This window comes from Salmonella sp. SAL-020 (assembly GCF_017372215.1).
GTDB lineage: Bacteria > Pseudomonadota > Gammaproteobacteria > Enterobacterales > Enterobacteriaceae > Salmonella > Salmonella enterica.
Map to the genome: position 1 here is coordinate 122949 of NZ_CP071690.1, position 20469 is coordinate 143417.

Consider the following 20469-nt stretch of genomic DNA (forward strand, 5'->3'; position numbering starts at 1 on the left):
AACTCTGGGGTATATATGAAAATAGCATTTATTGGCGAAGCGGTATCTGGTTTTGGAGGGATGGAAACCGTTATTAGCAACGTTATCCATACGTTTGAAAATAGCTCTCCGAAAATCAACTGTGAAATGTTTTTCTTTTGTCGTAATGACAAAATGGATAAAGCATGGCTAAAAGAGATTAAATATGCGCAATCATTCTCAAATATAAAATTAAGTTTTCTTCGTCGAGCTAAGCATGTTTATAATTTTAGTCAGTGGCTGAAAGAAACGTCACCGGATATTGTGATATGTATTGATATCATCTCATGTCTTTATGCCAATAAAGCACGAAAGAAAAGTGGTAAACAGTTCACTATTTTCTCGTGGCCGCATTTTTCGCTCGACCATAAAAAACATGCAGAATGTATAACGTACGCGGATTATCATCTGGCCATAAGTAGTGGTATTAAAGAACAGATGATGGCACGGGGTATCTCAGCGCAAAATATTAGCGTCGTTTATAATCCTGTCTCTATTAAAACAATCATTGTGCCGCCGCCTGAGCGCGATAAACCCGCTGTATTTCTCTATGTAGGGCGTCTTAAATTTGAAGGACAGAAAAGAGTTAAAGATTTATTTGATGGCTTAACTCGTACGACAGGGGAATGGCAGCTACATATTATTGGTGATGGCTCAGATTTTGAAAAGTGCCAGGCCTATAGTCGGGAGCTTGGTATTGAGCAGCGTGTGATCTGGTATGGTTGGCAAAGCGCGCCGTGGCAAGTCGTACAGCAAAAAATAAAAAATGTCACCGCGTTACTACTTACCTCTGCGTTTGAGGGATTTCCTATGACCCTGCTGGAAGCAATGTCATATGGAATTCCGTGTATTAGTTCTGATTGTATGTCTGGCCCGCGCGATATGATTAAACCCGGTTTGAATGGTGAGCTTTACACTCCGGGTGCTATAGATGATTTTGTAGGACACCTTAATCGCGTTATTTCTGGTGAAGTAAAATATCAGCATGATATTATTCCCGGCACGATTGAGAGATTTTACGATGTGCTATATTTTAAAAATTTTAATAATGCAATATTCTCGAAATTACAAAAGTGATCACTATGAGCAGAAAATATTTTGAAGAAGAAGTCATTCAACAGACTTTAGATTATAACTATGCACAACATAGTGATGCTGCTAAATTTAATATAGCTTATGGGATTGATAAAAACTTTCTTTTTGGCTGTGGTGTCTCTATTGCATCGGTTCTCCTCGCTAACCCAGAGAAGGCGTTAGCTTTCCATGTTTTTACCGATTTCTTTGGCTCTGAAGACCAGCAGCGATTTGAGGCATTAGCAAAACAGTACGCTACGCAGATTGTTGTTTACCTAATCGACTGTGAGCGCTTAAAATCGCTACCCAGTACCAAAAACTGGACCTATGCAACATACTTTAGATTCATTATCGCCGATTATTTTTCAGATAAAACAGATAGAGTACTTTATCTGGATGCAGATATTGCATGTAAGGGGAGTATTCAGGAACTTATTGATCTTAATTTTGCTGAAAATGAGATTGCGGCTGTCGTTGCTGAAGGCGAGTTGGAATGGTGGACTAAGCGCTCGGTTAGCCTGGCAACGCCTGGGCTGGTTTCTGGCTATTTTAATGCCGGTTTTATTTTAATTAACATACCTCTTTGGACCGCAGAAAATATCTCTAAGAAAGCGATTGAAATGCTAAAAGATCCAGAGGTAGTACAGCGCATAACGCACCTTGATCAGGATGTATTAAATATATTGTTAGTGAATAAAGCGCGTTTTGTTGATAAAAAGTTTAATACACAATTTAGTCTTAACTATGAATTAAAAGATTCAGTTATTAATCCAGTCGATGCTGAGACTGTATTTGTTCATTATATCGGACCAACGAAGCCCTGGCATAGTTGGGGGGCTTACCCTGTGTCACAATATTTTTTACAGGCTAAGAGCAACTCACCGTGGTCTCATTGTGCACTTTTAAATCCAGTCACTAGCCATCAGTTACGTTATGCGGCAAAGCATATGTTTAATCAGAAGCATTATACTTCGGGTATAAATTACTATATAGCCTACTTTAAACGTAAACTTCTTGAATAAAACCCATAGGTGATGTAATGGATTCATTTCCTGAGATAGAAATAGCTGAATATAAAGTTTTTGATGAAAGTAATAATAATAATGATGATAACGTATTAAACATTTCTTATGGTGTTGATGAAAACTATCTTGATGGTGTGGGGGTATCAATCGCTTCAGTTGTATTAAACAATAATATCCCGCTCGCTTTTCACATTATTTGTGATTCATACTCCCCGTGTTTTGTAAAATATATAGAGCGTTTAGCCGTACAGCATCACATAAAAATTTCTCTTTATCTTATTAAAGTAGAAAGCCTTGAGGTATTGCCTCAAACTAAAGTATGGTCGAGAGCAATGTATTTTCGTTTATTTGCTTTCGATTATCTCAGCAAGAAGGTAAATACCTTACTTTATTTGGATGCCGATGTTGTATGCAAAGGATCTTTGCAAGATCTTCTACGGCTTGATTTGACAGAGAAGATTGCTGCGGTCGTAAAAGATGTTGATTCCATCCAGAATAAGGTAAATGAGAGATTAAGCGCTTTTAATTTACAAGGTGGTTATTTTAACTCCGGCGTGGTTTTTGTTAACCTGAAATTATGGAAAGAGAATGCCTTAACCAAAAAGGCATTTTTACTTTTGGCAGGTAAAGAGGCTGACTCTTTTAAATATCCCGATCAGGATGTTTTGAATATTCTCCTACAGGATAAAGTCATTTTTCTACCGCGACCATATAATACCATTTATACTATCAAAAGTGAGTTGAAAGATAAGTCACATAAAAAATATAGCAATATAATTAATGATAATACTGTTTTAATTCATTATACGGGCGCTACAAAACCATGGCATGCCTGGGCAAATTATCCTTCAGTTATCTATTATAAAAATGCACGACTGAACTCGCCCTGGAAAGATTCTCCTGCAAAAGATGCGCGTACCATAGTCGAATTTAAGAAGCGATATAAACATCTTCTCGTGCAGGGTCATTATTTTAAAGGCCTTATGGCTGGAAGCGCATATCTTTATCGTAAACTTTTCCACAAATAATTCCCCTGCCTAAATCTCTATTATGATTATTGAAAAAAAGATTAAAAACTATACCGTCTTTGTCAAAAAAGACGGTGAAAAATACATTGAGATATTCAAAGATTTTCTATCTTATAATCATCAGGTTATTAAAGTCTTCCGTAATATAGAAGATACAAAAGTTGTATTGATTAATACAGACTACGGAAAATATATTCTCAAGGTATTTAGTCCAAAAGTAAAAAATACTGAACGATTTTTCAAATCGTTAGTAAAAGGAGATTACTACGAAAAGCTTTTTCATCAGACAGATCGTGTTCGGCGAGAAGGGTTTACGGCGCTTAATGATTTTTACCTGCTGGCGGAAATTAAAACATTACGCTATGTAAAAACATACGTGATGATAATTGAGTATATTGAAGGTATTGAACTTGTTGATATGCCAGAAATTTCTGACGAGGTGAGAGGGAAAATCAAACAGTCGATATATTCTCTGCATCAGCATGGTATGGTTTCGGGCGATCCCCATAAAGGTAACTTTATCCTGCAAGGCAATGAGATCAGAATTATCGATTTGTCCGGAAAAAGACCTTCCAGACAACGAAAAGCAAAGGATCGTATTGATTTAGAAAGACATTATGGTATCAAAAATAATGTGAGAGATATCGGATTTTACTTATTGATTTATAAGAAAAAACTTCGAAATTTCTTGCGTCGTATTAAGGGTAAGGAAAAGCGCTGATCAATGTAGCACGTTTGGTTTAATTTAAGGGACTGACTGACTTTTATTTGCTGCAGCGTTATGACATACTTGAGAGAATTTGAGATGTAATATTAGTTATTGAATATAACATTTATTTATAGGTTGCATGATAAAAATACGAGTTTTTTATGGGCAGCGTTAACTTCATAACTCACGCCGATGTTCTGCAACTTATTGCGAAAAGAACGGCTGAAGATTGTATTATTTTTCTTTCTGGTCCTACGTCCAGAAAGACGCCGCTGTCCTTGTTACGAATGAAAGATGTCATTGCAGTCAATGGTTCTGTTCAATATTTGCTAAACAATAACGTCAAGCCATTTTTGTACCTTCTGACGGATGTTCGCTTCCTCCATCGCCGGCGCGAAGATTTTTATAACTTTAGCCGTAACAGTCAGTTTACTATCGTCAATCTTGATGTGTACGAACAGGCTTCAGTGGATGATCAAAAATATATTGAAGAAAACTGTTTAATTATTCGCTCCTTTTATCGCCGAGAAAAAGGGGGCTTTTTAAAGAAAATTAAATTTAATATCCTCAAGCGGGTTCATAAAGCATTACTTATTTCAGTTCCCCTTTCGAAAAGAGGGCGACTGGCTGGATTTTGCAAGGATATCAGCATCGGGTATTGCTCTTGCCATACTATTGCTTATACCGCTATTCAGGTTGCTTATTCCCTCAAGTATGGCCGTATTATATGTTCTGGGCTTGACTTAACAGGGAGTTGCCCACGTTTCTATGACGAATCTACCAGCCCTATGCCATCTGAGCTTAGTAAAGACCTGTTTAAAATACTGCCATTTTTTACTTTTATGAGAAAAAATGTGAGTGATTTAAATATCTTTAATTTATCAGATGATACTGCAATTCATTACGATATTATTCCATATATTACAGCCTCGGAACTTGAGGATGAAATATATTACGATAAAATTGTCTAGACACTAGATACATCATTATTTTGAGTTGCTTCGGCACGCATTTCTTTTTCTATAACATTTCTTTTTCTATAAAGTTAACTATTCTGGATTATAGCTATTATGATTAAAAAAATCATATTTACTGTTACTCCTATATTTTCAATTCCTCCACGTGGCGCGGCTGCGGTAGAAACCTGGATTTACCAGGTTGCAAAACGACTATCAATACCGAATGCTATTGCTTGTATAAAGAATGCTGGCTATCCTGAATATAATAAAATAAACGATAACTGTGATATTCATTACATCGGGTTTAGTAAAGTTTATAAGCGTCTTTTTCAGAAATGGACTCGTCTCGACCCACTACCCTATTCCCAGCGCGTCCTTAATATTAGAGATAAAGTGACTACCCAGGAAGATAGCGTCATTGTTATTCATAATAGTATGAAACTGTATCGGCAGATCAGAGAGCGCAATCCGAATGCAAAACTGGTTATGCACATGCATAACGCATTTGAACCAGAACTTCCTGATAAGGATGCAAAAATTATCGTGCCCAGTCAGTTTCTTAAAGCGTTTTATGAAGAAAGATTGCCCGCCGCTGCTGTTAGTATTGTGCCTAATGGTTTTTGTGCTGAGACTTATAAAAGAAACCCACAAAATAACCTCCGTCAGCAATTAAATATTGCGGAAGATGCCACCGTTCTCTTATATGCCGGGAGAATTTCGCCTGATAAAGGCATCCTGTTGCTTTTGCAGGCGTTCAAAAAATTACGTACCTTAAGAAGTAATATTAAACTTGTCGTTGTTGGCGATCCTTATGCAAGCCGCAAGGGTGAAAAAGCAGAGTATCAAAAGAAAGTACTGGACGCCGCAAAAGAGATTGGAACTGATTGTATTATGGCTGGGGGGCAATCTCCTGACCAGATGCATAACTTCTATCATATAGCCGATCTGGTTATTGTGCCATCTCAGGTTGAAGAAGCATTTTGCATGGTGGCTGTAGAAGCGATGGCAGCAGGAAAAGCGGTTCTTGCCAGCAAAAAAGGGGGGATTAGCGAATTTGTGTTAGATGGCATAACGGGCTATCACCTCGCAGAACCTATGTCGAGCGACAGTATAATTAATGATATTAACCGTGCGCTTGCTGATAAGGAACGCCACCAGATTGCCGAAAAAGCAAAATCCCTGGTGTTTTCAAAATACAGTTGGGAAAATGTAGCTCAGCGTTTCGAGGAACAGATGAAAAGCTGGTTTGATAAGTGATTGAGTCCGGACGATGGAAAACGCGCTGATACCGTAATAAGTATCAGCGCGTTTTTTTTATCTATTTCTTAGCGCCAACAGAAAACCAGTAATGATACCAATTTGAGCAATATCGACCTGTTCAAAATTGCCACGAACGATATAAAAACCGACGAAAGATAAAAATAGCAAGAGATGAGCATTGTAGGGGCTTATCTCTACTTTCCTGAAGGTAGAGCTGGCTGTTTCCCTGATGATAGCGCCATATAAATAGGCCAGGCTCGCCAGACCCAATATGCCTGCACTAAACCAGATGTACAGAATGGTATTATGCGGACCGATAGATTCTTTAAAGGTCCACGTTGGATAATCGACAACGCGTTTATTATAAACACCATCATACACATCATTACCATAGCCGTAGCCCTTGATCGGGTTTTCCTGAATCAGTATCCACGCGGTGCCCTGGGTTCCGTTAGTATAACGATATGAGCTATCTGTCTGCTGTAATTTATACAGTAAATGTTCTGGGTCTGGTTTGTTATTATGTTGAGTGATAACCAAAGCGCCGATAATGGCTAATAAAATGGCACCAACTCCTATTAACTTCCATTGGCGGTTCAGTATTGCCCACAGAACACCTACTATAAGCACCGCCAACCATGCCCCTCGCGATAGGGTTCCCAGGATAAAGAAAAGGTAGATGGCGCTAAGCACCAAAAAAACCAACTTAATTGCATTTTTTCTAAACAGCCAAATATTCAATAATGCTGGAAATAAGAAAACCATGGAATCGGACATATGTCGATGCGCATAGCTTATGAATGGCATAATCCCTTTATTATAGTCCTCGATATACAGAATACTCTCTGCAAGGCAGCGAAGTCCTAAACTTGTTAAAAAGGAGAAAAGTACTATTTTCGCAACCGTTTCTTTTGTTTCATCTTTTAATAGTACGGGAATTAATAAAGTATATAATAAGAAACCCTCCAGTACCGTATTTTCAAATTCCTTGAAGCTTTCTTTCATATCTGGCGATATGAGTATGGAATAAACAAGGATTAATGATAATACTGCTACGCTATAAAATACGCTATTTTTGAAAAGAGGGGGGAAACTTTTCGGTGAGCGTGAGACCTGATAAATCGCGGTGATAACCATAAGTATGATTATCAAATGTTTATAACGCGTAATACCATCCAGAAAATACGTGGCAACAAAAAGAAAAACCAGCGCTTTATTCCAGATCGGTTTCCATTTCTCTTTATTTAACGTTAATGATGTGGTTAGCATCTTTTCTCCACAATAGGTTTGGGATGAGACAGTGTCTCTTTAATGAATCTTTCCAAATACGCTTGTGGCATCTAAATTCGCCAGGTTTTTTTCTGGTGAGCAGCATGCCATTTGGTTCTTCCCATAACCTCCAATTAACCCAGGGTCCGTTGGGCCATATAGCGTAATATTCGGTCTGTCGAGCGCGGCGGTGAGATGGCTCAGGCCGGTATCAACCGATACGACAAATTTTGCGCCAGCCAGCACTCTGGCGACCTCCTCCAGGCTCATGCGCGGTAACACATCCACATAGTCAAAGCCTTCGGCCAGTCGTTTAGCCCGGGCCTCCTCATGAGGCGCGCCCCAGGGAAGTTTTATCCGTAATCCGGTGTTGCCCACCATACCGATAAGCTCGCGCCAGTTTGCTTCCGGCCAGTGTTTATCATCGCGGGTCGTGGCATGTAAAAATACCGCATATGGATCGCTGACCGCCTGCTGGCAATGCAGAAAATGTTTTGCGATGGCATAATCGCCCTGCGACTGCGGTTTATCGTATCCCAGGCTTTTGGCGAACAGCTCGCGCGTCCGCTCAACCGCATGTTGTTGCTTTGCGATATGGTGTTTACGGTTATAAAACAGGCTGGCCAGCGGTTCGCGGGCAGTACTCCAGTCCATACCGTGCTTTATCCCATGCGCCAGACGCGTCACCAGCGCCGCGCTTTTCACCAGCCCCTGCGCATCAATCACAGCGTCGTATTGGTATGCGCATACCGCCCGATGAAAGGCTGTGCGTTCCGCTTTAATGGGCGCGGAAAACCAGGCTTTGCGCCAACGGCGAATAGCGACGGGAATCACGCGATCGACAGCACTGTGCCAGGACGGAATTTGCGCAAACCCTTCTTCGACAACCCAGTCAAATTGAATCCCTGGAATAGCCTGTTGCGCGTCGGTAAGCGCAGGCAGGGTATGTAATACGTCGCCCATCGATGATGTTTTAACGATCAAAACCCGCATTAAACGCCCTCTTCCGACAACAGCGAATGAAGCTCTTCCAGAACCCGCTGCGGCGTGATATCGATCAGGCTCTGGTGATAGCCTTGCGCCGTATCGCCTTTACGCACTTTGTGATAACCCGTAATGAGACGAATCACCCGGGCCTTATGAGACAGCGGTGGCGTGAAATCCGGGCTACTTGGGCCATACAAGGCGACCAGCGGGCGGTCGAGCGCCGCCGCGACGTGCATCAGCCCGGAATCGTTGGTGACGATGGCTTTACAGGCGGCTATCAGAATGACGGCCTGTTCCAGCTGGGTTTCCCCCGCCAGGTTGCGACACCATGCCTGCTGCTCGCTATTCAGCGCCGCCAGGATCTCATTTCCGGCTTCATGGTCTTTTGCCGAGCCAAACAGTACGACCTGGTACCCTTCGTTAATGAGCTGCTTTGCCAGTTCGGCGTAGTGATAGTGCGGCCAACGTTTTGCCGGGCCAAATTCCGCGCCGGGGCAAAAGCCGATCAGAGGACGTTCAGAAGATAGCGAAAAGTCGCTGCGTATCAACGACTTTTCACCCTCGCTAACCAGGAGCTGTGGCCAGAGTAGCGGCTGCGGCAGATCTTTCGCCGTGCGCATCACCCCCTTGTCATAGGCCAGCGCCACGTAGCGCTCCACCATCAGCGGCCAGGCGTCTTTATCAAGGACGCGCGCATCGTTCAGCAGGCCATAGCGCATTTCGCCGCGCCAGCCGGTACGGTGCGGGATATTGGCAAAGAAAGGAACCAGCGCCGATTTAAACGTATTTGGCAGCACCCAGGCGCGATCGTAGCGCTTCTCACGCAGGCTATGGCCCAATCTACGGCGCTCGCCGATTTCCAGCGCGCCGTGGCCCAGCGGCATGGGTATCGCCTCGTTAACTTCCGGCATACGCGATAACAACGGACGACACCAGGCTGGCGCCATCACGTCGATTATCGCCTGGGGATAGCGCGCTTTAAGCGTGCGATAGAGACTTTGCGACATCATCATGTCGCCCACCCAGGACGGGCCAATGACCAAAATTTTCATACTTACGCGTCGCGGTTCAGCCAGGCCATATACTCCGTGACGCCTTCGGCGACGGTCTTAAAGGGTTTGTCGTAGCCCGCGTTGCGCAGATTGGTTAAATCCGCCTGCGTAAACGCCTGATAGCGACCTTTCAGCTTATCCGGGAACGGAATGTATTCAATGCTGCTTTTTTTATGGTATGCCAGCGTCGCGTCGGCGACGGCCTGGAAAGATTCCGCACGGCCTGTGCCCAGGTTAAAGATGCCGGACTTGCCGCTTTCCAGGAACCACAGGTTAACGGCGGCCACATCGCCCACGTAAACGAAGTCGCGCTTGAAGTTTTCGCTGCCTTCAAACAGTTTCGGGCTTTCGCCGTTGTTTAACTGTGTATTCAGATGAAATGCCACGCTTGCCATGCTGCCTTTATGGCCTTCACGTGGTCCATAGACGTTGAAATAGCGGAAACCGACAATCTGCGAGTTCGCTTCTGGCAGGATCTGGCGCACATATTCATCAAACAGGAATTTAGAATAGCCGTAAACGTTAAGCGGTTTTTCGTATTCGCGCGATTCGATGAAATCAGACGTGCGACCGCCATAGGTGGCGGCAGAAGAGGCGTAGAGGAACGGGATTTCGCGTTCAAGACAATAGTGCAGGAGCTCTTTGGAGTATTGATAGTTATTATCCATCATATACTTGCCGTCCCACTCGGTGGTGGAAGAGCAGGCGCCTTCATGGAAAATAGCTTCGATATCGCCGAGCTCTTCTCCGGACATAATCTGGATCAGGAAATCTTCCTTATCCATATAGTCAGCAATGTTCAGATCCACCAGGTTTACAAACTTGGTGCCGTCTTTCAGGTTATCCACCACCAGAATATCGGTGATACCTTTATCATTCAGGGCCTTAACGATATTGCTGCCGATAAAGCCCGCGCCGCCGGTAACGATGATCATAACTGTAACCTTTGAATTATGGTGTCAGAGACTGTCTCAGACATGAATGCTCTTATCATAACACTATTCATCCATTCACTGATAACCCGTGAGGATACGCGTGATTTATGCTGCATTTTAAAGAAGTGATGACGCGTCATCTCGTATCAACGTATCGCTTTGGGTAATATGTGCTGAAATTTGCCCAGTCTGGAGAATCGCAATGCGTGGGGATTTTTACAAACAGTTAACCAACGATCTGGAAACCGCCCGGGCGGAAGGATTGTTTAAAGAAGAGCGCATTATTACGTCTGCGCAGCAGGCGGATATCACCGTGGCGGATGGAAGCCACGTTATTAACTTTTGCGCCAATAACTATCTCGGGCTGGCGAATCACCCTGAGCTGATTAATGCCGCAAAAGCGGGTATGGACAGCCACGGTTTCGGTATGGCGTCCGTGCGTTTTATCTGCGGCACCCAGGACAGCCACAAAGCGCTGGAGCAAAAGCTGGCAAGCTTCCTCGGCATGGAAGATGCGATTCTGTATTCCTCCTGTTTCGACGCTAACGGCGGCTTGTTTGAGACGTTGCTGGGCGCGGAAGACGCCATTATCTCCGACGCGCTGAACCACGCGTCTATCATTGACGGCGTGCGTTTGTGTAAAGCGAAGCGCTATCGCTATGCCAACAACGATATGGCAGAGCTGGAAGCGCGGCTGAAAGAGGCGCGTGAGGCCGGCGCGCGTCATGTCCTGATCGCCACCGACGGGGTGTTCTCAATGGATGGCGTCATCGCCAATCTGAAAGGCGTCTGTGATCTGGCCGATAAATACGATGCGCTGGTGATGGTTGATGATTCTCACGCGGTAGGCTTTGTCGGCGAAAACGGTCGCGGTTCCCATGAATACTGCGACGTAATGGGCCGCGTAGATATTATTACCGGTACGCTGGGCAAAGCGTTAGGCGGCGCATCCGGCGGTTATACCGCGGCGCGTAAAGAGGTCGTTGAGTGGTTGCGTCAGCGTTCCCGCCCATATCTGTTCTCCAACTCCCTGGCGCCGGCAATCGTGGCGGCTTCTATTAAAGTGTTGGAGATGGTGGAAGCGGGCGCAGAACTGCGCGATCGCTTGTGGGCGAACGCCCGGCAGTTCCGTGAGCAGATGTCTGCCGCGGGATTTACGCTGGCAGGCGCGGATCACGCCATCATCCCGGTAATGCTGGGAGATGCGGTTGTCGCGCAGAAATTTGCCCGCGAACTGCAAAAAGAGGGCATTTACGTTACCGGTTTCTTCTATCCGGTCGTACCAAAAGGTCAGGCGCGTATTCGTACCCAGATGTCTGCGGCGCATACGCCTGAGCAAATTACGCGTGCGGTAGACGCGTTCACGCGTATTGGTAAACAACTGGGCGTGATTGCCTGAGGATGTAAGATGAAAGCGTTATCCAAACTGAAAGCGGAAGAGGGCATCTGGATGACCGACGTTCCGGAACCGGAAGTCGGCCATAACGATTTGCTGATTAAAATCCGTAAAACAGCCATCTGCGGTACTGACGTTCACATCTATAACTGGGATGACTGGTCGCAAAAAACCATCCCGGTTCCGATGGTCGTGGGGCATGAATATGTCGGCGAAGTGGTCGGCATCGGTCAGGAAGTGAAAGGCTTTAAAATCGGCGATCGCGTCTCCGGCGAAGGTCATATCACCTGCGGTCATTGCCGCAACTGCCGTGGTGGTCGTACTCACCTGTGTCGCAACACCACCGGCGTGGGCGTCAACCGTCCCGGCTGCTTCGCGGAATATCTGGTCATCCCGGCGTTCAATGCGTTTAAAATCCCGGATAACATTTCTGATGATTTAGCCTCTATTTTCGACCCGTTTGGTAATGCGGTGCATACGGCGCTGTCTTTCGATCTTGTCGGCGAAGATGTACTGGTATCGGGGGCGGGGCCAATCGGCGTAATGGCCGCCGCGGTGGCGAAACATGTTGGCGCGCGTCATGTGGTGATTACTGACGTCAATGAATACCGTCTGGAGCTGGCGCGCAAAATGGGCGTCACCCGCGCGGTCAACGTCGCGAAAGAGAGCCTGAACGACGTCATGGCGGAGCTGGGAATGACCGAAGGATTCGATGTGGGTCTGGAGATGTCCGGCGCGCCGCCGGCGTTTCGTACCATGCTGGACACTATGAATCACGGCGGTCGTATTGCGATGCTGGGGATTCCGCCATCAGATATGTCTATCGACTGGACAAAAGTTATCTTTAAGGGCTTGTTCATTAAAGGTATTTATGGTCGTGAGATGTTCGAAACGTGGTACAAAATGGCGGCGCTGATCCAGTCCGGTCTGGATTTGTCACCGATTATCACCCATCGTTTCTCTATTGATGATTTCCAGAAAGGTTTTGACGCCATGCGTTCAGGCCAGTCAGGAAAAGTTATTCTGAGCTGGGATTAATATGTATAGAGACCCGATGATATTTATCGGGTCTGATATACGTTTCATCGTAAAAGGTTGGTGTCATTCGCCAACCTTTTTTGTTAGGGAAAATCTGGAAAGCCGTAAAGAATTGTCATAGACATCAAGCATTCGTAATTGCGCTTTACTCTTATTTTACTCGCTAACGTAACGCTCTACTCTGAGTTTTGTGCTTGCTTTTTACTGTAAAAATTAATTATGGCGGCTTAATAGTTTCTTAATAGAGCCACAGTATAAAGGCAGGGTAAATTAAGGTTTTTCTGGTAATCGTTATGAAAAATAGTAAAACCAAAGTGAGTATCATTGTCCCGTTATATAATGCGGGAGCGGATTTTAATGCTTGCATGGCGTCATTAATCGCGCAAACGTGGTCGGCGCTGGAAATTATTATTGTGAATGATGGATCGACGGATCATTCCGTTGAGATAGCAAAACATTACGCGGAACATTACCCGCATGTTCGACTGCTTCATCAGGCCAATGCTGGCGCATCTGTCGCCCGTAATCTTGGCCTGCAAGCAGCGACCGGCGATTATGTCGCCTTTGTCGATGCAGATGACCTGGTCTACCCGAAGATGTATGAAACGCTGATGACCATGGCGCTTAACGATGATCTGGACGTTGCGCAGTGCAACGCGGACTGGTGCGTCCGAAAAACCGGGCACGCCTGGCAATCTATTCCGACCGATCGCCTGCGCTCCACCGGGGTATTAAGCGGACCGGATTGGTTGCGTATGGCGTTGGCCTCGCGGCGCTGGACGCATGTTGTCTGGATGGGCGTTTATCGACGTGCGTTAATTACCGATAACAATATTACTTTCGTTCCCGGACTACATCATCAGGACATATTATGGTCGACGGAAGTTATGTTTAATGCCACGCGCGTACGTTATACCGAACAATCATTATATAAATATTTCCTGCATGATAATTCGGTAAGCCGTTTGCAAAGACAAGGCAGTAAAAATCTTAATTATCAGCGGCATTATATTAAAATTACGCGGTTATTAGAAAAGCTCAATCGTGATTATGCCCGGCGTATTCCGATTTACCCGGAGTTTCGCCAGCAAATTACCTGGGAAGCGTTACGCGTTTGTCATGCGGTACGTAAAGAGCCTGATATTTTGACCCGCCAGCGTATGATTGCCGAAATTTTTACTTCTGGCATGTATAGACGGATGATGGCTAACGTCCGCAGCGCGAAAGCGGCTTATCAGACGCTGCTCTGGTCTTTCCGGCTGTGGCAATGGCGCGACAAAACCTTGTCACACCGTCGTATGGCCCGTAAGGCGCTCAATCTGTCTTAGCGCTCACGTTTTTAGGCGCGGCGATTTTCCCCCAGCCTTGCCACTGGTGCTGAAACCAGACAACCACGGAACTTTGCGTAATGCTCTCGCCGATGACGCTGAAAAAGCGCGTAGCGTAGACCGGTTGCAGCGGTTTTTTCGGCTTGCACATCTTCACGCCGCGGAAGGGATTGCGCGGCGCGTCAATTTTCTGCGGCGTCACACCAGGTCGGGACGTATCTACCTGCGGTTCGTTGAGCAGGCTGCCTGGACGTACCAGGGTGATATCCGCCGGCAGGCGATAAACCATCTGTTGCAGCACGCGAACCGTTGCGGGATGCGGATGACCAATCGCGATAGCGGAACCGTTGCGACGGGCCAGTTCGATAGCGCGATTAAACTGACGGCGGATATCCGCCTCGTTTTGCGTATCGTCGAGGAACACTTTACGCTTGATCACTTTCACACCCGTACCGGATGCCGCGCGCATCGCCTGGCTATTGCCAATCGTCATGCTGTCGAGAAAATAGAGATTGTAATGTTCCAGCGCCTGCATAACTTTTTGCATACCGAACAGGCTGGAGGTCATTGCGCTGCCCATGTGGTTATTAAGCCCGACGGCATACGGCACGTTGTTTACCGCCTCGCGGATAATGCGCTCGATCTCATCGCTGCTCATATCTGGTCGCAGCGTATCCTTCTCCAGCGGCTGTTTGCTTAGCGGCGCCATCGGCAGATGGATTAACACCTCATGCCCGCTATTGTGCGCTTTAGTTGCCATTTCGCGCGCGTGCGGCGCGTTGGGCAGTACGGCGACGGAGATGTTTGGCGGCAGCGCCAGAACCTGGTTTTCCGTGTGCGGGCGATAGCCAAAATCATCAATCACGATGGCGAGCTTGCCAGCGAAAACGGGATGTGCAAACGCCAGCAAAGTGGCCAGCGTGAGAATGGAGCGACGAAACTGAGGCAAAACTTATCTTCCCAACCACGGCTGTGGATTGACGGCCTGACCCTGGCGACGAATTTCGAAATAAAGCGAAGGTCTGCCCTGACCGCCGCTACTGCCCACAAGGGCGATAGGTTGTCCGGCGCGTACCTGCGCGCCTACGCTGACCAGCGCGCTCTGATTATAGCCGTAAAGGCTCATATCGCCTTTACCATGCTCCACGACCACCACCAGGCCATAGCCTTGCAGCCAGTCCGCCAGAATCACCCTGCCGTCGGCGATGGCTTTGACCTCGGTGCCTTCCGACGCGCCGATCACCATCCCCTTCCAACGTAGCTCACCCTGCAGCCGTTCGCCATAGCGATGCAATATCGGGCCGCGTACCGGCCAGTATGCCTGACCGCGAGGCGCGCCCAGACCGCCGGTGCGGGACATTAGCGAACGCTCGCTTTCCGTCGGCTTATAGGTGCTGCCTTTACGCGAGGCTTCCTGCTGCTTATCGCGTACCGCCTGCGCTTCGCGGGCTTCACGCTCCGCTCGCGCTTTGGCCGCCGCTTCCGCCCGCGCGATACTGTTGCGTAGGCGTGATTCGTTGGCGCGCAGTTCGCTTAACTGTTGCTGGCCTTGCTGAATAGACGACTCCAGTCCGGCAAGCGTTTTCTTACGTTCATTACGCGCCTGCTCCAGCTTCGCCTGTTGGGCGCGCTGCTCATACAGCAACGTTTGTTGTTGGCTTTGCTTCTCTTCCAGCTCGGCTTTTTGCGTGGCGACCTGTTCGCGAGTCTGCTTCAGTTCGGCGATAGTCTCCTGGCGCGCCTGGTTCAGATAGCCGAAGTAGGCCTGCAGGCGTTGCCCACGCTGGCTCTCTTCTCCGCTAAGAATAAGCTGAATGCCGGTGTGTTCGCCCTGGCGGAAAGCGGCGTCCAACTGCGCGGCGAGATTACGCTCCTGGCTGGCTTTTTGCTGCTCCAGTTTGGCAATTGAGGCGTTCATCTCATCAATTTGCGCGTTTAACTGATCCAGAGTGCTTTGCGTTTCGCGCAGCTTACGCGCTGCGGCCGAGATGGCCTCTTCCTGGGCTTTCAGTTGTGCCAGGAGGCTGGCGCGCTGTTGCTGCTGCTGGCGTACGTCGCGTTCTTTCGCGGCGATATCGGCCTGAATAGATTTGAGTTGATCACGGTCATCCGCGTGGGCGGAAAAGGCGCACAACAATACGCCAGCGCTAAGTACGCTGGCGTAGAACAAAGGCCTGACTGAAAACGTTTTTAGTTTCACGGCCTGTTGAATGGTGTTAATCGCCTTTCCCCTCATGGGGAGGGATTATTCCACGATGAACAGCGGCTTACCAGTCATCTCTTGCGGGATTTCCATCCCCATCAGCGACAGCATGGTAGGCGCAATGTCTGAAAGTTTGCCGCCTTCAACCGCCTTCACGTTTTTCTCGCCGACATAAATCAGCGGCACCGGCAGGTTGGTGTGGGCGGTATGCGCCTGACCGGTCGCCGGATCGCGCATCTGCTCCGCGTTGCCGTGGTCCGCGGTAATCAACAGTTGTCCACCAACGGACTCAACCGCTTTTGTTACCTGTTCAATGCAGTTATCCAACGCTTCCACCGCTTTGATGGCGGCTTCCATCACGCCGGTATGACCGACCATATCGCCGTTTGGATAGTTACAAATGATGGTGTCGTACTTACCGCTTTCGATCGCCGCGACCAATTTTTCAGTCAATTCTGCAGAGCTCATTTCCGGTTGCAGGTCATAAGTGGCCACTTTCGGGGAGTTGATCAGAATGCGCTCTTCGCCAGCAAACGGTTCTTCTACGCCGCCGTTAAAGAAAAAGGTTACGTGCGCATATTTTTCCGTTTCGGAAATACGCAGCTGAGTTTTGTCGTTTTTCGCCATCCATTCGCCAAAGGTATTCGCCAGCGACGCTGGTGGGTAGGCAACGGCAGTTTTGATGTCGGCGGCGTATTCGGTCAGCATCACGAAGTTCAGATTAACCACTTTCTTACGCGCAAAGCCGTCGAAATCAGCATTAACGAAAGCGCGGGTAATTTCGCGCGCGCGGTCAGCGCGGAAGTTCATGAAAATCAGCGTGTCGCCGTCTTCCATCGCCGCATCAGCCTGGCCCTCGGCGCGGATAACGGTCGCTTTGACAAACTCATCGTTTTCATCACGAGCGTAAGCGGCCTGCAGGCCAGCCACAGCGGTATCTGCCTGGAATTCGCCCTGCGCCAGGGTCATCAGATCATACGCTTTTTCCACGCGATCCCAACGGTTGTCGCGGTCCATAGCGTAGTAACGACCGACGATAGACGCCACGCGGCCTTTGCCCAGCGCGGCGAATTTGTCTTCGAATTTTTTCAGCGAGGCTTCAGCGCTGCGCGGCGGCGTGTCGCGACCATCGAGGAAGGCGTGCAGATAGATTTTTTCTGCGCCGCGCTCTGCGGCCAGCTCCACCATCGCCATAATGTGATCTTCGTGGCTGTGGACGCCGCCCGCGGACAGCAGACCCATAATATGAACCGCTTTACCGGCGTTTTTCGCCTGGTCTACCGCATTGGTCAGGACTGGGTTAGCAAAGAAAGTACGTTCTTTAATTTCAACGTCCAGACGCGTCAGGTCCTGATAAACGATGCGGCCTGCGCCCAGGTTAACGTGGCCCACTTCGGAGTTGCCCATCTGGCGGTCAGGCAGACCCACTTCCAGACCGGATGCGTCGATCAGGGTATGCGGACGTTTTGCCCACAGAGCATCCATCACCGGGGTTTTGGCGTTTAAGATAGCGTTATCCTGCTGTTCTTCACGGTAGCCGTAGCCATCCAGAATCACCAGTACCATAGGTTTTTTAGAAACCGACATTGCGACAACCTCATACTCAATAGACAAAATAATTGCGTAATTTTACTACAGCTGAATCGATAAAATAGCCTCAGAAGATCAAAGAAAGGGATCGCGCTGGCGTGAGAAGGCAAGTAATAGCGTGATTTTTTTTCGTAGCGCCCCGCAAAAATGCATTCCAGTGCACGCTCTGGCTGTATTTGCGCCACTGCGCAGGTATACTCCTTTCCTGGTTTTTTAATCACTACGTCGGGAGTTGTTACCCCCCATGCAAGAAATTATGCAATTTGTTGGCCGTCATCCCATACTGAGTATCGCCTGGATTGCGTTACTGGTGGCGGTTTTATTTACCACGTTCAAAGGTCTGACTTCAAAAGTTAAGGTGATTACACGCGGCGAAGCCACGCGCCTTATCAACAAAGAGGACGCCGTTGTTGTGGATTTACGTCAACGTGACGATTTCCGTAAAGGCCATATCGCTGGCGCGACCAATTTGCTGCCGAGCGAAATCAAAGCCAACAATGTTGGCGAACTGGAAAAGCACAAAGACAAGCCGATTATCGTGGTCGACGGTTCTGGTATGCAGTGCCAGGAATCCGCTAACGCGCTGACAAAAGCCGGCTTTGAAAAGGTCTTTGTGTTGAAAGAAGGCGTAGCAGGCTGGAGCGGCGAGAATCTGCCTCTGGTGCGCGGTAAGTGATTACCCGTCGTTTTCATGGCGCAAGGGGAATGACTTGCCTTTGCGTCGACATGAAATCCATCGGGTAAAAAAACAGGAGCGAAGTCATGGCCAATATTGAAATCTACACCAAAGCAACCTGCCCGTTTTGCCATCGTGCAAAGGCGCTGTTAAACAGCAAGGGCGTGAGTTTCCAGGAAATTGCGATTGACGGCGACGCCGTGAAGCGTGAAGAGATGATCAAACGTAGTGGCCGAACGACGGTTCCGCAAATTTTTATTGATGCACAGCACATTGGCGGTTGTGACGACTTGTATGCGCTGGATGCGCGTGGTGGACTGGATCCGCTGTTGCGTTAAGGCGTACTCAAGTATTTAAGGACAACACTAAAGGGTTTTACACATGTCAGAACAAAATAACACTGAAATGGCTTTCCAGATCCAACGTATCTATACCAAGGATGTTTCTTTCGAAGCGCCAAACGCACCGCATGTTTTCCAGAAAGATTGGCAGCCAGAGGTTAAACTGGATCTTGATACGGCATCTTCCCAACTGGCGGATGACGTTTATGAAGTTGTGCTGCGTGTTACCGTAACGGCTTCCCTGGGGGAAGAAACCGCGTTCCTGTGCGAAGTTCAGCAGGCCGGTATTTTCTCCATCAGCGGTATTGAAGGTACTCAGATGGCGCATTGCCTGGGTGCATACTGCCCGAACATTCTGTTCCCGTATGCTCGCGAGTGCATCACCAGCCTGGTTTCACGCGGTACGTTCCCGCAACTGAACCTTGCGCCGGTCAACTTTGATGCGCTGTTCATGAACTATTTGCAGCAGCAGGCTGGCGAAGGTACTGAAGAACATCAGGATGCCTGATGAACCAAAGTAATGCGTCAATGACAGTCATCGGTGCCGGCTCGTACGGCACCGCTCTTGCCATCACTCTGGCGAGAAACGGCCACCAGGTTGTCCTGTGGGGCCACGACCCAAAACATATCGCGACCCTGGAGCACGATCGCTGCAACGTCGCGTTCCTTCCCGATGTGCCTTTTCCCGATACGTTACACCTGGAAAGCGACTTAGCAACCGCGCTGGCGGCCAGTCGTAACATTCTGGTGGTGGTGCCAAGCCATGTTTTCAGCGACGTGCTGCGGCAGATTAAACCGCTGATGCGTCCGGATGCGCGTCTGGTATGGGCGACCAAAGGCCTGGAAGCGGAAACGGGGCGCCTGTTGCAGGATGTCGCTCGCGAGGCGTTAGGCGATCAAATCCCGCTGGCGGTGATTTCCGGTCCGACGTTCGCTAAAGAGCTGGCGGCGGGTTTGCCGACGGCAATCTCGCTGGCCTCAACCGATGAGACCTTTGCCGACGATCTCCAGCAACTGTTGCACTGCGGAAAAAGTTTTCGCGTCTATATCAATGCGGATTTTATCGGCGTGCAGCTTGGCGGCGCGGTGAAAAACGTGATTGCGATTGGCGCGGGGATGTCTGACGGCATCGGCTTCGGCGCGAACGCCCGCACGGCGCTAATCACGCGTGGACTGACCGAAATGTCGCGGCTTGGCGCAGCGCTTGGTGCCGATCCCGCCACCTTTATGGGGATGGCGGGTTTAGGCGATCTGGTGCTGACCTGTACCGACAACCAGTCGCGCAACCGTCGTTTTGGCATGATGCTTGGCCAGGGCATGGACGTTAAAGGCGCGCAGGATAAGATTGGCCAGGTGGTCGAAGGCTATCGCAATACGAAAGAAGTTCGTGAATTGGCGCACCGTTTTGGTGTTGAAATGCCAATAACCGAGGAAATTTATCAAGTATTGTATTGCGGAAAAAACGCGCGCGAGGCAGCATTAACGTTATTAGGTCGCGCCCGCAAGGAAGAGCTGAGTCGCCACTAGCCGTAAGGAACTGTTTGCATAAACGACCCAACCCGCACAGAACGGGTTGGTCGT

The 20469-nt window shown here is 48.0% G+C and carries 20 protein-coding genes; 13 read left to right on the forward strand and 7 right to left on the reverse strand.

Annotated elements, in window-relative coordinates; genetic code table 11:
- The first annotated feature begins 15 nt into the window (after positions 1-15).
- The 6 genes from waaB (at position 16) to J1G48_RS00615 (ending at position 6070) form a co-directional block, all read left to right on the forward strand.
- Complete coding sequence (gene waaB, locus J1G48_RS00590; protein ID WP_000683975.1) at positions 16-1095, forward strand: lipopolysaccharide 1,6-galactosyltransferase; 1080 nt, start codon at positions 16-18, stop codon at positions 1093-1095.
- 5 nt (positions 1096-1100) lie between these two features.
- Positions 1101-2114, forward strand: a complete 1014-nt coding sequence (gene waaO, locus J1G48_RS00595; RefSeq protein WP_000088475.1) for a lipopolysaccharide 3-alpha-galactosyltransferase — start codon at positions 1101-1103, stop codon at positions 2112-2114.
- A gap of 17 nt (positions 2115-2131) precedes the next feature.
- Positions 2132-3145, forward strand: coding sequence for a lipopolysaccharide 1,2-glucosyltransferase RfaJ (rfaJ, locus tag J1G48_RS00600; protein ID WP_000376877.1), 1014 nt, complete (start codon positions 2132-2134; stop codon positions 3143-3145).
- Positions 3146-3167: 22 nt separating this feature from the next.
- Positions 3168-3866 (forward strand): lipopolysaccharide core heptose(II) kinase RfaY, encoded by a 699-nt coding sequence (rfaY, locus tag J1G48_RS00605; protein WP_000582810.1) that lies wholly within the window; start codon positions 3168-3170, stop codon positions 3864-3866.
- A 149-nt stretch (positions 3867-4015) separates the two neighbouring features.
- Entirely contained in the window at positions 4016-4825 is an 810-nt protein-coding gene (waaZ, locus tag J1G48_RS00610) for a 3-deoxy-D-manno-oct-2-ulosonate III transferase WaaZ (protein WP_000536017.1), read from the forward strand.
- 99 nt (positions 4826-4924) lie between these two features.
- Positions 4925-6070, forward strand: coding sequence for a lipopolysaccharide N-acetylglucosaminyltransferase (locus J1G48_RS00615; protein ID WP_000591821.1), 1146 nt, complete (start codon positions 4925-4927; stop codon positions 6068-6070).
- 57 nt (positions 6071-6127) lie between these two features.
- On the opposite strand, the gene rfaL is transcribed toward J1G48_RS00615, so the two are convergent.
- From rfaL to rfaD, 4 genes are read right to left on the reverse strand one after another with little or no spacing between them, the layout of a single operon-like run.
- On the reverse strand, positions 6128-7342 hold the full coding sequence (gene rfaL / locus J1G48_RS00620) for an O-antigen ligase RfaL (protein WP_000958457.1): 1215 nt from the start codon (positions 7340-7342) through the stop codon (positions 6128-6130).
- Positions 7343-7381: 39 nt separating this feature from the next.
- Positions 7382-8335, reverse strand: a complete 954-nt coding sequence (rfaC, locus tag J1G48_RS00625; protein WP_001264616.1) for a lipopolysaccharide heptosyltransferase RfaC — start codon at positions 8333-8335, stop codon at positions 7382-7384.
- The gene (rfaF, locus tag J1G48_RS00630; RefSeq protein WP_000699204.1) at positions 8335-9381 is read right to left on the reverse strand and encodes an ADP-heptose--LPS heptosyltransferase RfaF; all 1047 of its coding nucleotides are present in this window, start codon (positions 9379-9381) and stop codon (positions 8335-8337) included. The genes rfaC and rfaF overlap by 1 nt, the downstream gene beginning before the upstream one ends.
- A gap of 2 nt (positions 9382-9383) precedes the next feature.
- The gene (gene rfaD, locus J1G48_RS00635) at positions 9384-10316 is read right to left on the reverse strand and encodes an ADP-glyceromanno-heptose 6-epimerase (RefSeq protein ID WP_000587775.1); all 933 of its coding nucleotides are present in this window, start codon (positions 10314-10316) and stop codon (positions 9384-9386) included.
- Positions 10317-10518: 202 nt separating this feature from the next.
- Between rfaD and kbl the strand changes: the two genes are divergently transcribed.
- From kbl to J1G48_RS00650, 3 genes are all read left to right on the forward strand, one after another.
- Positions 10519-11715, forward strand: coding sequence for a glycine C-acetyltransferase (gene kbl, locus J1G48_RS00640; RefSeq protein ID WP_001213790.1), 1197 nt, complete (start codon positions 10519-10521; stop codon positions 11713-11715).
- Positions 11716-11724: 9 nt separating this feature from the next.
- Positions 11725-12750 (forward strand): L-threonine 3-dehydrogenase, encoded by a 1026-nt coding sequence (gene tdh, locus J1G48_RS00645; RefSeq protein WP_000645990.1) that lies wholly within the window; start codon positions 11725-11727, stop codon positions 12748-12750.
- Positions 12751-13043: 293 nt separating this feature from the next.
- Positions 13044-14078 (forward strand): glycosyltransferase, encoded by a 1035-nt coding sequence (locus tag J1G48_RS00650; protein WP_000798202.1) that lies wholly within the window; start codon positions 13044-13046, stop codon positions 14076-14078.
- On the opposite strand, the gene J1G48_RS00655 is transcribed toward J1G48_RS00650, so the two are convergent.
- From J1G48_RS00655 to gpmM, 3 genes are read right to left on the reverse strand one after another with little or no spacing between them, the layout of a single operon-like run.
- The gene (locus J1G48_RS00655) at positions 14065-15027 is read right to left on the reverse strand and encodes a divergent polysaccharide deacetylase family protein (RefSeq protein WP_001135519.1); all 963 of its coding nucleotides are present in this window, start codon (positions 15025-15027) and stop codon (positions 14065-14067) included. The two genes, J1G48_RS00650 and J1G48_RS00655, sit on opposite strands and share 14 nt — an antisense overlap.
- A 3-nt stretch (positions 15028-15030) precedes the next feature.
- Complete coding sequence (envC, locus tag J1G48_RS00660) at positions 15031-16290, reverse strand: murein hydrolase activator EnvC (RefSeq protein ID WP_228770042.1); 1260 nt, start codon at positions 16288-16290, stop codon at positions 15031-15033.
- A gap of 33 nt (positions 16291-16323) precedes the next feature.
- Positions 16324-17868, reverse strand: a complete 1545-nt coding sequence (gene gpmM / locus J1G48_RS00665) for a 2,3-bisphosphoglycerate-independent phosphoglycerate mutase (protein WP_000116576.1) — start codon at positions 17866-17868, stop codon at positions 16324-16326.
- A 247-nt stretch (positions 17869-18115) separates the two neighbouring features.
- Here gpmM and J1G48_RS00670 point away from each other — a divergent pair, with 247 nt between their 5' ends.
- From J1G48_RS00670 to gpsA, 4 genes are all read left to right on the forward strand, one after another.
- Positions 18116-18547 carry a rhodanese-like domain-containing protein gene (locus tag J1G48_RS00670; protein ID WP_001156179.1) on the forward strand — a complete coding sequence of 144 codons (432 nt, stop codon included), beginning with the start codon at positions 18116-18118 and terminating at the stop codon, positions 18545-18547.
- 86 nt (positions 18548-18633) lie between these two features.
- The gene (gene grxC, locus J1G48_RS00675) at positions 18634-18885 is read left to right on the forward strand and encodes a glutaredoxin 3 (RefSeq protein ID WP_001273795.1); all 252 of its coding nucleotides are present in this window, start codon (positions 18634-18636) and stop codon (positions 18883-18885) included.
- 43 nt (positions 18886-18928) lie between these two features.
- Positions 18929-19396, forward strand: coding sequence for a protein-export chaperone SecB (secB, locus tag J1G48_RS00680; RefSeq protein ID WP_000003370.1), 468 nt, complete (start codon positions 18929-18931; stop codon positions 19394-19396).
- Entirely contained in the window at positions 19396-20415 is a 1020-nt protein-coding gene (gene gpsA, locus J1G48_RS00685; RefSeq protein ID WP_001076596.1) for an NAD(P)H-dependent glycerol-3-phosphate dehydrogenase, read from the forward strand. Before secB ends, gpsA begins: the two co-directional genes overlap by 1 nt.
- Positions 20416-20469: the final 54 nt, after the last annotated feature.